This is a genomic window from Streptomyces graminofaciens, from assembly GCF_030294945.1.
GTDB lineage: Bacteria > Actinomycetota > Actinomycetes > Streptomycetales > Streptomycetaceae > Streptomyces > Streptomyces graminofaciens.
The window spans coordinates 7,416,714-7,430,142 of the sequence record NZ_AP018448.1 but is presented as its reverse complement, the minus strand read 5'-3'; the positions used below and the strand labels follow the sequence as shown (position 1 = coordinate 7,430,142).

Annotated in this window: 14 protein-coding genes; 8 read left to right on the top strand and 6 right to left on the bottom strand. The window is 70.1% G+C overall.

Annotated elements, in window-relative coordinates:
* Nucleotides 1-178 precede the first annotated feature (178 nt).
* Nucleotides 179-1,036 carry a diacylglycerol kinase family protein gene (locus SGFS_RS32590; protein WP_286255601.1) on the top strand — a complete coding sequence of 286 codons (858 nt, stop codon included), beginning with the start codon at nucleotides 179-181 and terminating at the stop codon, nucleotides 1,034-1,036.
* An 81-nt stretch (nucleotides 1,037-1,117) separates the two neighbouring features.
* On the opposite strand, the gene SGFS_RS32585 is transcribed toward SGFS_RS32590, so the two are convergent.
* Nucleotides 1,118-1,489, bottom strand: a complete 372-nt coding sequence (locus tag SGFS_RS32585; protein WP_286255599.1) for a peptidase inhibitor family I36 protein — start codon at nucleotides 1,487-1,489, stop codon at nucleotides 1,118-1,120.
* Nucleotides 1,486-2,058: a hypothetical protein gene (locus tag SGFS_RS32580; protein WP_286255597.1), complete on the bottom strand. Its 573-nt coding sequence runs from the start codon at nucleotides 2,056-2,058 to the stop codon at nucleotides 1,486-1,488. Before SGFS_RS32580 ends, SGFS_RS32585 begins: the two co-directional genes overlap by 4 nt.
* A gap of 275 nt (nucleotides 2,059-2,333) precedes the next feature.
* Here SGFS_RS32580 and SGFS_RS32575 point away from each other — a divergent pair, with 275 nt between their 5' ends.
* The 5 genes from SGFS_RS32575 (at nucleotide 2,334) to SGFS_RS32555 (ending at nucleotide 8,654) form a co-directional block, all read left to right on the top strand.
* Nucleotides 2,334-3,845: an APC family permease gene (locus tag SGFS_RS32575; RefSeq protein WP_286255595.1), complete on the top strand. Its 1,512-nt coding sequence runs from the start codon at nucleotides 2,334-2,336 to the stop codon at nucleotides 3,843-3,845.
* A 157-nt stretch (nucleotides 3,846-4,002) separates the two neighbouring features.
* Nucleotides 4,003-4,719 (top strand): hypothetical protein, encoded by a 717-nt coding sequence (locus tag SGFS_RS32570; protein WP_286255594.1) that lies wholly within the window; start codon nucleotides 4,003-4,005, stop codon nucleotides 4,717-4,719.
* Between the two features lie 50 nt (nucleotides 4,720-4,769).
* Entirely contained in the window at nucleotides 4,770-5,438 is a 669-nt protein-coding gene (locus tag SGFS_RS32565) for a GNAT family N-acetyltransferase (protein WP_286255593.1), read from the top strand.
* Nucleotides 5,439-5,560: 122 nt separating this feature from the next.
* A complete protein-coding gene (locus tag SGFS_RS32560; protein ID WP_286255592.1) occupies nucleotides 5,561-6,520 on the top strand; it encodes a DUF6801 domain-containing protein in 960 nt (319 codons plus the stop codon).
* A complete protein-coding gene (locus SGFS_RS32555) occupies nucleotides 6,513-8,654 on the top strand; it encodes an NACHT domain-containing protein (RefSeq protein WP_286255591.1) in 2,142 nt (713 codons plus the stop codon). The genes SGFS_RS32560 and SGFS_RS32555 overlap by 8 nt, the downstream gene beginning before the upstream one ends.
* Before the next feature lie 250 nt (nucleotides 8,655-8,904).
* Here the strand turns inward: SGFS_RS32555 and SGFS_RS32550 are convergent, their stop codons facing one another.
* Both SGFS_RS32550 and SGFS_RS32545 read right to left on the bottom strand, forming a co-directional pair.
* On the bottom strand, nucleotides 8,905-9,576 hold the full coding sequence (locus SGFS_RS32550; protein ID WP_286255590.1) for a hypothetical protein: 672 nt from the start codon (nucleotides 9,574-9,576) through the stop codon (nucleotides 8,905-8,907).
* A gap of 267 nt (nucleotides 9,577-9,843) precedes the next feature.
* Nucleotides 9,844-10,041, bottom strand: coding sequence for a hypothetical protein (locus SGFS_RS32545; protein WP_286255588.1), 198 nt, complete (start codon nucleotides 10,039-10,041; stop codon nucleotides 9,844-9,846).
* A 66-nt stretch (nucleotides 10,042-10,107) separates the two neighbouring features.
* Here SGFS_RS32545 and SGFS_RS32540 point away from each other — a divergent pair, with 66 nt between their 5' ends.
* Nucleotides 10,108-10,650, top strand: a complete 543-nt coding sequence (locus tag SGFS_RS32540) for a DinB family protein (protein ID WP_286255586.1) — start codon at nucleotides 10,108-10,110, stop codon at nucleotides 10,648-10,650.
* Nucleotides 10,651-10,717: 67 nt separating this feature from the next.
* Here SGFS_RS32540 and SGFS_RS32535 read toward each other — a convergent pair whose 3' ends face one another.
* Together SGFS_RS32535 and SGFS_RS32525 are read right to left on the bottom strand one after the other, a co-directional pair.
* Nucleotides 10,718-10,915 carry a DUF397 domain-containing protein gene (locus tag SGFS_RS32535; protein ID WP_286255585.1) on the bottom strand — a complete coding sequence of 66 codons (198 nt, stop codon included), beginning with the start codon at nucleotides 10,913-10,915 and terminating at the stop codon, nucleotides 10,718-10,720.
* A gap of 161 nt (nucleotides 10,916-11,076) precedes the next feature.
* Nucleotides 11,077-11,979 carry a transposase family protein gene (locus tag SGFS_RS32525; RefSeq protein ID WP_286246902.1) on the bottom strand — a complete coding sequence of 301 codons (903 nt, stop codon included), beginning with the start codon at nucleotides 11,977-11,979 and terminating at the stop codon, nucleotides 11,077-11,079.
* A 168-nt stretch (nucleotides 11,980-12,147) separates the two neighbouring features.
* On the opposite strand from SGFS_RS32525, the gene SGFS_RS32520 reads away from it, so the two are divergent.
* Nucleotides 12,148-13,311, top strand: coding sequence for a pentapeptide repeat-containing protein (locus tag SGFS_RS32520; RefSeq protein ID WP_286246900.1), 1,164 nt, complete (start codon nucleotides 12,148-12,150; stop codon nucleotides 13,309-13,311).
* The last annotated feature ends 118 nt before the right edge of the window (nucleotides 13,312-13,429 follow it).

Sequence of the window (13,429 nt, the reverse complement as noted above, 5' to 3'; positions counted from 1 at the left end):
GGGCGGGGCATGTCCAAGGTCGAGGGCGTACGCGACGGTCGTACCGCCGCGTGCACCGCGACCGCCGTTGGTCGCAGACTGTGGACCCGGATGCCCCGGAATAGACGAAGCCCCTGGCGCAATAGCGCAAGGGGCTCTTGCACAAAGATGCTACCCGAGGAAGCGAGGCAGGACCGAGGTGGCGACTGACGACCAGCTTCTCGTGGTCATCGACCCCCTCGCCCGTCGCACGGACGGTGAGGCGGTTCGGATCGTGAAAGACGTGCTCAGCGCGGGTGCCGAGCACACCAAGGTCTGCCTTCCCGACGGGCCCGAGGAATTCGCACGTGCGCTCGCCAGGCGTGGTTCCCGGCGGCCCGTGGTCGTCGGTGACGACCGTGCGCTGCTGCGGGCGGTGGCTCATTTGCATCGCCAGCGGGAGCTGGCCGGATGCGCGCTGTCGGTGGTGCCGGTCGGGGCCGCCCAGTCCTTGGCGCGTTCCCTCGGGGTGCCGACGGGCGCGGTGGCCGCGGCCCGGGCGGTGCTCGACGGGGTCGAGCGGCGCCTCGACCTGCTGGTCGACGACAGCGACGGGGTGGTGCTGGGCGCGCTGCGCATCCCGGCGCCGCCGCCACCGCCGACGCCCCCAGTCGGGCCCGGGGTCCCACCCCATCCCCCCTCCTGGCTGCGCGTCTGCCGAGAGTCCCTGGTCCGCACCCTCTCCCCGCGCCCCGCACGGGTACGGATCGCGCCCCCGGCCCGGCTCGGCCCGTCCCGGCTGCGGGTGGAGGTGGACGGGGTGACCCTCGTCGACCTGGACCAGCCGGTGGAGGCGGTGTCGATCGCCCCCGCCACGGACGGGACCGGCGGCGCGGACGTCGAGATCCGGCCGGTGTCGGTGGGCGCCGAGGCCACGCCCCTGCGGGCCGTCGGCCATCGCGTCACGGTCTCCGGGGCGGACTTCCGCTACGGGGCGGACTCGATGGTCTCGGGCCCGGTACGGACGCGGACGTGGACGGTACGGGAGGGGGCCTGGGGGCTGACGTTGCCGGGCTGAGCGACGGTGCCGGGCTGAGCGACGGTGCCGGGCTGAGCGACGGTGAGGGCGCCCGGCGAGCGGGCGCCCTCGGTGGTGGTGTCAGCAGCGGACCGACCAGGTGTGCGAGCTGCCCCGGTCGTTGGCGCCCGCGTTGTAGCCGACCTCCTGGCCCGGGGCGAGGCAGATGGTGACGGCCCCGAGCAGCTCACGGCCGTCGTACACCTTCACGTGGTCCGGGACGCCGGGGCCGGAGGTGCCGTGGTTGGCCCAGGAGGAGTCCTGGTTGGACATGTTGCCCTCCCACCAGCGGTCGTCGCCGCTGTGGTCGATCTTCATGCCGTCGAAGTTGGCGTGCGTCCACACGCAGAAGTAGCCGCTGCGGCACTCGGCCGCCTGGGCGTTGACGGAGGTCACGAGGACGGCTCCGGCGGTGAGCAGACCAGCCCCGAGGAGGGCGATGAGTCGCTTCACTGTGGTGCGTTTCCTTTCGGTGGGGGGTTGTCGACGGCGACCGTCGCTACGGGTACGTCGTCGATGTCGATCACGGTGGTGGCTTCGGTGAGGGCGTGGGCACGCAGCCGTCGCCACTCGGCGAGTTCGCTGCGGCGGCCGGCGCGGACCTCGGCGAGCGTGCGGTGGCTGTGGGCGGCTTCGGGCCCGAGGTTGTTGACGATGACGGAGGTGCGGAACCAGCGGCGCTGGTCGCCGTAGAGCCGCCGCTGGGCGGAGGCCAGACAGCCGTCGGTGTGGGCGCGGACGACGTATCCGGTGGTCAGGCGGACCGACAGTTCGGCTTCGCCCGCGCCGAACAGGGCCTCGGTGACCTTGTGGGACGCCTTGGGGGGAGGGCTCTGGCCCGGGCGGGGCGGGGTGAGGCCCCGGCGGGCGAGACAGGCGTCGGTGAGGTGCTGGGTGGCGGCCTTGATGACGTCGTCGGGGGCGGGGCGGTGCGGCGGGGCGTCCGTGCAGGAGGTCAGCGGGCCGGCGGTGAGGAGGAGCAGCAGCAGGGCGGCCGTCGGGCGGTGGACGGGCTGGCGCATGCGGTGTGTTCCCCACTTCGGCACTTCGGCACTTCGGCACTTCGGCACTTCGGCACTTCGACGTGCTGAGGAGCGAGGCATGCCCCGGGTTTGTGGCGGTATGCGCGGCGCCATTCGATCGAGTGAAGGGCGGAATCGGCGCGGAACACTGGGCGAAAAAATTTCTAATGGTCTGGTTGACAAACATTTAACGCCCCGAGACCCTTACTCGACTCATTCGGGCCAGAGAGTTCCGGTTCAGCGCGTAGTGGACGGGCAAGGAGAGGGGCCACCCGATGGCAGTGGACGAGGGCGTCGCCCCGGCGGCGGGCACAACGGGACAAGGGGCTGTTCACCGGCTCAAGCCCAATGCGGTCGGCCTGCTCGGTGTGGTGTTCATGGCCGTCGCCACGGCCGCCCCGATCACCGCGATGACGGGCAACGTGCCCTTCATGGTCTCGTCCGGCAACGGCATCGGGGCCCCTGCAAGTTATCTCGTCGCAATGGTCGTCCTGGCGATCTTTTCCGTCGGTTTCACCTCGATGGCGAAGCACATCACGTCAACCGGAGCCTTCTACGGCTTCATCTCCTACGGCCTCGGCCGCACGATCGGCCTCGCCTCCGGCCTCCTCGCGACCTTCGCGTACGTCGTCTTCGAACCGGCCCTCATCGGCATCTTCTCGGTCTTCGCGGAGACGACCCTGAAGGACCAGACGGGGGTGTCGGTGCCCTGGTGGGTCTTCGCGGTCCTGATGCTGGGCATCAACGCCATGGGCACGTGGTTCGGCGTCTCGGTGGCCGAGAAGCTCCTCGTCGTCCTCCTCGCCACCGAGGTCACGGTCCTCGCCGCCATGGCCGTCTCGGTCGCGTTCCACGGCGGCGGCCCGCACGGCTTCACCTTCGGCCCCGTCAACCCCGTGAACGCCTTCCAGGGCACCTCCGCGGGCCTCGGCCTCTTCTTCGCGTTCTGGTCGTGGGTCGGCTTCGAGTCGACGGCGATGTACGGCGAGGAGTCCCGCGACCCGAAGAAGATCATCCCCAAGGCGACGATGATCTCCGTCCTCGGCGTCGGCGTCTTCTACGTCTTCGTCTCCTGGATGGCCATCATCGGCAACGGCGAGAAGGAGGCGGTGGCCGCGGCCTCCTCCGCGAACCCCCTCGCCATGTTCTTCAACCCCACCGAGCAGTACGTCGGCCACTGGGCGGTCGTCATCATGCAGTGGCTGATGATCACGGGCTCGCTGGCCTGCGGCATGGCCTTCCACAACTGCGCGGCACGCTACATGTACGCGCTCGGCCGCGAAGGCGTCCTGCCCTCGCTCCAGCGCACCGTGGGCCGCACCCACCCGAACCACGGCTCCCCGCACATCGCGGGCCTGGTCCAGACGGTGGTGAGCGGCGTGCTGCTCGCCGCGTTCGCCGTGGCCGGAAAGGACCCGTACACCGGTACGTACGTGCTGCTCGCGATCCTCGGCACGATGGCCATCCTGGTCGTCCAGGCGGTCTGTTCCTTCGCGGTGCTGGCCTACTTCCGCTCCCACCACCCCGAGAGCCGCCACTGGTTCAGGACGCTGGTGGCTCCGCTGGTGGGCGGGGTGGCGATGCTCGCGGTGGTCGTGCTGCTGGTGTCCAACATGGCGGTCGCCGCCGGGCCCGAGTCCGGTTCCTTCGTCCTGCGGGCCACCCCGTGGATCGTCGCGCTGGTCGCGGTGGGCGGCATCGTGTACGCGCAGTATCTGAAGCACCGGGCGCCCGAGCGGTACGCGCTGCTGGGGCGGACGGTGCTGGAGGAGACGAAGGAGCGGTAGTCAACGGGCGGCGGCCGTACGGCAGTCGGGCCCGCACCGGCGTCGGTGCGGGCCCTGGGGCCTGTCGCAGACGGGACTTTCGAAACACGCCCTAGGCTGGGGCCGGTCTCCGCCGGTGGGCTGGGGCCTTCGGCGACAGCCGCCTGGGGGGATGTCGGTGGCCAAGCAGGAGCTCAAGGGTCTCAAGGCCGCCGCGTCCCGGACCGACCGCCAGTCCATGATCCGTTTCGCGGCGGCGTTGCACGACCACGGCTGCACCGACCGCGAGGTCGTCCGCCGCTGCTACGGCGTCGAGTTCCCCGACGAGTTCTTCCTGTTCGCCCGGACCGACCCCGAGGCCTTGGAGTTCGAGTTCGTGGACAGCGGCTGCCTGGTGTGGGACCTCGCCGTTCCCATGAGGACGGGTGATCCACGGTGGGAACCCGGTCCGATGTGGGGCGTCGAGATGCGGGCGTTCGCCGTCGACCCCGGGTTGATCCCGCTCACCGCCCTCGGCCACCACGGGCGGTACGGCCGTTCCCTGCTCTGCTACCACTCCGGTGAACTCGCGGCCGGCCGCAGCACGGTGTTCGGTCTGTCGGATCGCAGCCGCCGCGAGTACCTGCCCGCCTTCGGCCCGGACGCCCGGCCCGAACCGTGCGGTCCGTCGCTGCTCGCCGTCCTGCACGAGCACGAGAGCGACAAGGTCCGCATGGTCCAGGCACAGGCCGACGACCCCATGAACCACACCGGGTTCGGTGCCGTCACCTCGGACCAGGTCGAGGAACGACGCGAGTGGGTACGGCTGATCGAGGACATGCAACGCCGCCTCGCCACACCTGAACGCCCCCGTCCCACGGACCGAATATCACGCGACACGCGGCGAGGACTCTGAAACTCTGCGCACCCGGTCGGTAGGTGTGTTTGAGCCTCGGTTGGTGATCGATGAGTTTCGTGTTCGAGGGACCGGTTCTGGAAGGCACGCTCGTGCGTCTGGAGCCCCTGGCCCACCGCCATACGGCCGATCTGGCCGTGGCGGCGGAGGAGAACCGGAGTTCGTACGGGTTCACGTGGGTGCCCACGGCGGACGACGTCGAGTCGTACGTCGAGGCCCAGCTCGCCCGTGTCGCCGCCGGGCAGGTCGTCCTGTACGCGCAGGTGGACCGGGCGTCGGGGCGGGCGATCGGGGTCACCGGCTACTGGGACCCACGGCGGTGGCCGACGAGGGACGGCCTGTACGCGGTCGAGGTGGGCGGCACCTGGCTCGCGGCGTCGGCGCAGGGCACGGGCGTGAACACGGAGGGCAAGTACCTGCTGTTCCGGCACGCGTTCGAGGAGTGGGACGTCGCACGGGTCGACCTGAAGACGGACGCCCGCAACGGCCGTTCGAGGGCGGCGATCGCCGCAGTGGGCGCCCGCTTCGAGGGCGTACTGCGGAACTGGTCCCTCTCCTGGGCACCCGGCGAGGACGGCAGGCTCCGCGACTCGGCGATGTTCTCCGTCACGGCGGAGGAGTGGCCGGAGTGCCGCAAGCGGCTCGAAGAGCGGGTCGCGCGGGGCCGGCGAGATCCGGAAGGGACCGGACGAGACACGGGAGCCGTAGAGGAAACGTAGGAGACGTAAGGGTTCTGAGGTCCCGTCAGTCATCCGGGGTGTGCCGCCGTACCGTGCGAAGCATGGTCGCTGGGTTACCGACTGGCCACTTACGGTGGCGCACCGCCCGTACGGTCACGGCAGTGGCCCTCGCGGGAAGTACCGGTCTGTTCGGAGCCGGGTCCGCGTCGGCGGACCCGGCTCCGCGCTCTCTGCGCTACACCTGCCCGTTCCCGCTGATCGGCGACCAGCCGATGACGGCGTCGGTCGTGTGGAACGCCTCGGACACGCATGTGGTGGGCAAGGCGACCCCGCGGATGCCGATCGACACGACGGCGAAGGTCGGCGCCGATGTCACCAACACGCTCCGGGTCGTCGGCGCGAGAACCGTCGAGGGCACGGCGGACGTGCACGCCGTCGTGGCCGCGCCGGAGGGCCGGATCCCGGTGAAGGTGACGCTCAGGGTGCCCAGGACGGCCGTACCGGAGTCCGGCCCGCTGACCGTCCCGGCGAACGGGACCATCCCCTCGCTCACCTTCCGTCGGCCGGGCCCGGCGAAGATCGTCGTCGGCGCGATCGACCTGCACCTCACGCCACGGGACGGGGACGGCGACGAGACGCTGGCGGGCAAGGTCGACACGTCGTGCGACCTGAACGGCGGGCAGGACGGGGTGCTGGCGTCGTTCACGGTCGTACGTCCGCCGACGCGCCCGAGCCCGACCGCGTCGGGGACGGCGAAGGAGCCGGACGAGTCGGGCACGCCAGGGAAGTCGAAGCCGCCGGGCGCCTCCAGGGCACCGGGGACAGCCGACCCTGAAGCATCTGGGTCGGCCTCGGGCTCGGCGTCGTCCTCCGCCGCCGCCTCCGCCTCCGCCTCGACCGAGGTCCGGGCCCCCTCGGGCTCCCCCAGCGGTACGGCGTCGGCATCGGCCTCGCTCTCCGGCGCCCCGGACGTCACCTCCCCCGACGCCTCCGCGACCGGCGGCACGGACTTCGCGGCGCCCCTGCGGGCGATCGCGGCGTTCCTCGCGGTGAGCGCGGCAGCGGTCGGGGCCGGCTGGTGGGGCAGGCGGCGGCGTCGGGCGGAGGGCCGGGATGACTGACGTGTCCCCCGAGCCCGACGAGTCCCCCGACATCACGGTGAACAACGAGATCAGCGGGGGCACCTTCAACGGGCCGGTGACTCAGGTCGGCACACAGAACAACCACACCCACCTCTACGGGGCACCGGGCCGGTCGCCCGAGGACGTACTCGCCGACGAGGTCAGATACCGCTGGCAGCCCGAGCTGGAACAGCGCGGCCTGGTGGGCAAACGGCGGCTTCCCGTGCACTGGACGACGGCGCGCGACTCCCTGATGGACCACTGGGAGAACATCTGTGACGTCCCACTCGGGGAGAAGGCCGTTCCGCTGGTCCTGGCCGGAAATCTGCGCGAGACCGCCGCGATCGCCGAGGTCTACCGGCGCGTCCCCACCCGCCGGCTCGTGGTGCTGGGCGAAGCCGGCTCGGGGAAGAGCAGTCTGAGCCTGCTGCTCGTACTGGAACTCCTCAAGCACCCAAGCCCGGGCGAACCCGTTCCGGAGATCTTCAGCCTGGGGTCGTGGAATCCCGAGGAACCGCTGGAGACGTGGCTGACCGGCCTGCTGATCCGTGACCATCCCAACCTGGCGAGGCCCGCTGCCGGCGGCGGGACACTCGCCGCCGAGCTGCTCCGCAAGCGGCGCGTCCTGCCCGTACTGGACGGCTTCGACGAGATCGCCAAAGGCCTCCGGGTGAAGGCGCTGAAACGACTCTCCCGCATCGACATGCCCTTGGTCCTGACAAGCCGCACCGGACAGTACGCCTCCGCGACGGACGGCACCCGGGGTCTGGAGCGGGCCGCCGCGATCAGGCTCACCCCGCTCGTCCCGGAGGACTCGGCGGAGTATCTGGAATCCGGCAGCGCCAAGGTCGTCAAGCCCGAGTGGAAGGAGGTGCTGGCCAGGCTGAGCGACCCGGCCGGCGCCCGGGCCACCAAGGATCTCCGCAGGGTGCTGACCACGCCGTTGATGGTCGCCCTGGCCCGTGACATCTACCGCGAGCGGCCGGGCGGAGCGGACGGAAGCAGGCCCGAGGGCGCGCGACGCAGCCCGAACGAACTGCTACGGAAGGGCCGGTTCCGCACCCGGGAGAGCATCGAGGAACACCTGCTGAGCAGCTTCGTCCCGGCGGCCTACGAGGACAAGCAGGTCCACGGGGCGAAGCGGGTCGGCTGGGACCCGGAACGGGCCGAGCACTGGCTCGGGTACCTCGCCGAGCATCTGGCCGGCCGGACCGACCTGACCTGGTGGGAGCTCGGCACGTCGATGAGCCGCCGGGCACGCACCGCCGTGATCGCGTTCATGGCGGGGCTGTCCATGGCGCTCACCACCGCGATCGGGAACATCCCCGTGAACCTGGTCGCCACCTCGTACGGACTCGGGTTCGCGATCCGGCGCGGCCTGGTCGTGGGGCTGCTGCACGGACTCGTGTTCGGGCTGGCCCTCGGCTATGTGTACTGGCGTGCCGACGGCACCGACTCCGAGCTGCTGAAGCCACGGCCCGTACGGGCCCGGCTGTTCACCCGTGATCGGCGGCCGGACAAGGGGTTCTCGCACAAGGTCGTGCTGGGCAGCCTGCTCGGCTTCGGGATCGCGCTCGCCTTCGTGCTCATGGACCGGCTTCTCCTGCCGTCGGCCGGGCTCGACGACGGACTCGGGGGCGGGCTCGTGGCCGCGGCCCAGTTCCCGCTCACGATCGGGCTCTCGGCCGGGATCGCGATGGCGCTGATGGCCTGGCTGGAGACCCCCGTCAAGTGGAAGAAGTCCCCCAGCTGCGCCGACCTGTTGCGGGAGAACCGGGCGAATGTGATCTCCCATCTCCTCGGCTGGGCCCTCGTGTGCGGACTCGTCGCGGGGCTCGGGGCGACGTTCACCGAGACCCCGCTCCGCAGCCTCCAGCTCGGGCTCGTCTTCGGCATCGAGGGCGCGTTCGGCGCCGGGCTCGGCTACGGGCTGTGTCTCACGGCGTGGGGCCAGTGGGTGGCGCTGGCCCGTATCTGGCTGCCGTTGACGGGCCGTCTGCCCTGGCGGCTGGTGGCGTTCCTGGAGGACGCCTGCGACCGGGACGTACTGCGCCGGGCGGGGGCGGTGTACCAGTTCCGCCATGCGCGGCTCCAGGACCATCTGCGGGTACGCCGGGACCTCAGCCGTCGCTGAAGCTCGTCGGCGACCCGTCGTGCGACGCTGGATCATGGTCAGCCCGGCCTCGTCGGCGAGCTCGGCCAACTACTCGACGGCGTCGAGCCGGGCCCGGTTGGCGGGGAGGACGGTGTCGAAGCGCTCCGGTTGGATGGGCGGTGACGTTCGTTCTGGCTGTTGGAGGTGTAGTGGCTGAGCCTGTGGGGTCGGATCGGACCTCACCGACGTTAAGCGTCAAGCTCAGTACACCGCACCACCGGCATCGGCCCTAGGAGGCGTCCTGCGGCTCCTCCGGTGCGGACGGTGCGGACGGTTCGGCGAACCGGGCGAGTGCGGCGAGGTCCGGGACCATGGCGGCCAGTTCGTTCAGGAGACTGCCCAAGTCCACCACGTCCGGCATCGGGTAGACGAAGCACACCCCGAACTTCGCGTGCGAGACCGCCGGTCCGGCGAACCGCGTCAGCCGTTCCGGCAGATCCGAGGCGTAGAACCGCTCGGTCATCGCCGCACGGTCGTTGCTCAGTACCAGGTACGGAATCTCCCCGGAGAAGCGGAGGTCGAGCTCCGCCGCGCTCCAGTGCCGCTCCAGACGCAGCATCGGCCCGCTGTCCGGCACGTCGAAGCAGACGACCAGCCAGTGCTGCATGTCCCGTTGCCCGACGGGTTCCCAGAGCCTGGCGACGGTGACCGGATGCTCGCCGAGACGGCCGGCGACGGCGGTGCCGTAATGGGTCCGCAGCAGCCAGGGGAAGTGGCCCGCGTACTCGGCCCACGGTAGGCCGTCCTTGGCGGGCACGAGCCGCCTCCAGCCGGGACGTTCGGCCAGCACGCGCATCGCCCGGTCCGCCTTGCTCGCCCGGCGCGCGGCACGGAACGCGAGGGTTCCTCCGACGACGGACGGCGCCAGGATGATGACCGACCACATGATCCACGGAAGCATCGGAACTGACGCCCTCTCACTCAGGCCGGGAAAAGTACGTGAGCACGCAATCCTCGCCGGGACGGGCGTGTCGGCACATCAGGGGTTCTACGTAGAGGCCTATGCAGACGCACGTCCGCCCCGGCGCCGTGAGGCCGACCACGTGTCTCCATCGGTGGCCTTATAGGCCAGAACCTGACCTAGAGGCTGCGTAGCGTCGGAGGGAGAAGCACTCGCTCAGGAGGGATCAGGAGGGAAGCGGATGACCGTGAAACCGATCCCGGACGGCTACCACACCGTCACGCCGTGGATCATCTCGCGCGACACAGCCGGGCTCATCGACTTCTTGAAGGTGCGGCCGGGCCGTGTCACGCCGGAGAACAGGGTACGGCCCTGGTGATCGCTGAACCTGGTCGTCTTGATGGTGTTCTGCTTCTTCTTGCCGGAGACAAACGCCTTGCGTCCGGGGCGCCCGGCCTTTCGCATTCGCCCGCGACGCTCATGTGAATTCATCCCATGCCGCCCGGCAGGGCAGCATGCGAGGATCGAACGATGAACAATCCCCGCCGTGAGCTACTGAGTTGGCAGTTCGACATGACCTGGTCACTGTTCACGTACCACCTGGAGCGGCTCGCACCCGAGGACTTTCTGTGGGAGCCCACTGACTTGTCGTGGACAGTGCGCCCGGACACCGCCGGAAACTGGCTGCCGGACTGGGCCGACACCGAGCCCGACCCCGTTCCCGTTCCCACCATCGGCTGGCTGAGCTGGCACATCGGCTGGTGGTGGAGCACTGTCATCGATCACGCGCAGGGACGTATGCCCCGGAAGCGTACCGACATCACCTGGCCCGGCAACGGACCGGCGGCCGTCGCCTGGTTACAGGAGCTGCGTACCCAGTGGCTGACGGTCCTCGACAAACTCACCGACGCCGATCTGGATGCAGCCTCCACACTGCCGTGGCAGACCCCGCCGGACAACACCATCGGACACATGATCGCCTGGCTGAACGCCGAACTGATGAAGAACGTGGCTGAGATCGGGCAGCTGCATCTGATCCGAGCGGCCTCGAAGTCGCGGCCGGGGAAGCAATAGGGCTCAGGAGAGGGAACGTCGCCCAACACGGCCGCCGCGACGTCGAGCTCAATTGCTCCCCAGGTCGTTACAGGCCGAGGGTGCCGTCCTTGGTGGCGGTGAGGAAGGCACGCCAGCCGGTGGGGGTGAGGTGGAGGAGGGGGCCGTGGGGGTTCTTGCTGTCGCGGATGGCGCGGCCGCCGGTGGAAGTGAAAGCGACCTCGACGCAGTTGCCCTCGCCTGCGGTGTACGACGACTTCCAGAAGGGGCTTATGACCTCGGTCACGATGCGTCTTCCTCGCTACTTCGCAGTGCGCTCCGAATGAGCTGCGCACTGGCGTCCGGTGCCAGCGCTGCCGATCGTAGATGGTCGTATGTATTGGCGTAACAGCCTTGGGAGCGATTGAGTTCGGGGCGTGCTGGCCTGGCGGGTTGGCTGGTGGGTGATCAGCAGGCGGCCTGCCGGGCGAGCACCAGCTCAGTGCTCGCCTTGCGGCGGGTCGCCCGCCGGGCGGAGCGGTCAGAGACCAGGGTGGCGATCGCGAGGTGAGTCTCGGCGTAGGTCTCGCGGCGGCCGGTGAACCGCTGCAGGGGCCGCCACTGCTTGTACTCGGCATTGGTGTGCTCCACACAGATCCGCGCGGAGGACTGGCGGCGTCGCTGCTCGCGCCAGGCGTGGTGCTCGCCCAGCGGCGCGTCGTCCTTCGGCTTCTTCGGCGGGGCACTGACCTGGCCGGGGAACTCGTTGGCCAGGCCCCGGTAGCCCTCGTCGACTACAGCCTTGACCTTGGGGTGCCGGAGGAACTGCTCGGCGATGCCCTCGGTGCGCACGGCGGTCTGGTCGTGCATGCGGCCCGGCCGGACCACGCCGCTGAACAGGGTGCGACCCTGCGGGTCACTGAAGGTGGTGGTCTTGATGGTGTTCTGCTTCTTCTTGCCGGAGACGAACGCCTTGCGGCCGGAGCGGTGGGCGCGGGGGCGGCGGACCTGCACTTCGGTGCCGTCGATGCGCAGGTCAACGCCCTCCGTGCCGGCGTAGGCGAACAGGTCCTCCAGCGTGCGCAGCCGCACCCCCGGCCGGTCCGGGACGGCGAAGCCGCGGGCCGCCAGCAGCGGGCGGACCTCGCGAATCGCTCCGGAGACGGTGGAGCGGTCCACTGCGTACAACTCGGCTAGAGCGGCGTGCGGGATCCCAAGCCGCAGGTGGACCAGCGTGACCAGAAGTCGGTCGACGAAGACCAGGCGCTGCTTGGGCCCGGCGCCGGCCGCCCGTCTCCGGTCTCCGCCACGCCGCTCGTGTAGCGCCGACTCCCGCGCGGCCTGCCATCGGGGCGCGAGTTCTTTGAGCAACTCGCCGAAGTGTGCGCGCGGGACCCCGGACAGGGCAGGATGGGAACAGGCCGCACGGGCCCAAATAAACCTCACAACTTACCCAACCCGTAAGGCCGTTCTCATGTCACGGGCCAGTGCCACAGCACTCTTGATCGTTTACTGAGTGGAGCCTAGGCTCCTGTGCCCATGGAGATGGGGGAACCGGACCGCGGGCGGCGGGCATGGCGCGACGGGCTGGTCAGGCGTCGTGCAGCCGTGGCTCTGCTGGCCGGGGCGGCGGGGCTGGTCGTTCTAGGCACGGTGTTCGTCGTACTGCCGGGTGTGGTGGTCGACCACGATCTCGCCGGGGCGAGCGTCGCCGCACAGGATCGACTGAAGGCGGTGAACGATGTCCGTACGACGCTTCTGCAGGTGGTCGGCGGCCTGGTCGTGCTCTTCGGCGCGTACGCCACCTGGCGGCAACTGCGGGTGAGTCAGGACGGTTTGCGCGCCACCCAGGAGGGCTACGTCACCGACCGATTCAGCCGGGCCGTCGACCAGCTCGGCAGCGACAAGCTGGATGTGCGCATCGGCGGGTTGCACGCGCTGTGGCGGATCGCCGAGCAGTCCGCCCGCGACCGGGAGGCCATCATCTCCATCCAGGCCGCGTATCTGCGTACGCACCTGCCCTGGCCACCCGCCGGGCCGGAATCACCGGCGGCAGACGTGCCCATCAACGACATCGCACCCCTGGAGACTCGCGCCGCCGACGCCCAGGTGGCGCTGACCGCGCTCGGCGTGCTGTGCCAGCACCGGGAGCAGTCCTGGGTCAATCTCAGCATCACCGACTTGCGCCGGGCCGACTGCGACGGACTCTGGTTCCCCGAGGTCAACTTCGACCGCGCTTGCCTGGAGGCCGCGGGCCTGTACCACGCCAATCTGACCCAGGCGTCCCTGGTCTCGGTCAACCTGCGGCACGCCGACCTCACGACTGCGATTCTCCGCCGGGCTCGCTGCATTCTGGCCGACCTACGGGGCGCGAAGCTGGTCGAAACCGACTTGCGTGACGCCGACTTCACTGAGACCGACCTGCGCGAGGCGAACCTGCGCAAGGCCGTCGCCCACGGAGCGGTCTTCCAACGCGCTGATCTCCGCATGGCCGACTTGCGCGGCACCGACTTGAGCACCGCCAACCTTGTCGAAGCACGCCTGACCGGCGCCGTGGCCAGCGAGCACACCCGCTGGCCCGCCGACTTCGACCACACGGCCGCCGGAGTCGTCGACACCGATGACCCTGGCCCCGAGCCCTCGCCCCTACTCCAGCCCCCGGGGATGACGTGGCAGGCGCCACCGCTGCGGTCCACTCCCTGACCAAGACACGCCGGTCAAGACAGCGGCGACCGCGATCCGCCTGACGGCACCACTCCTCCTCAGCGGCGTCCTGATCGCGCAGGGGCCCAGACCGCCAGGCAGATCCGGGGCTGGTATC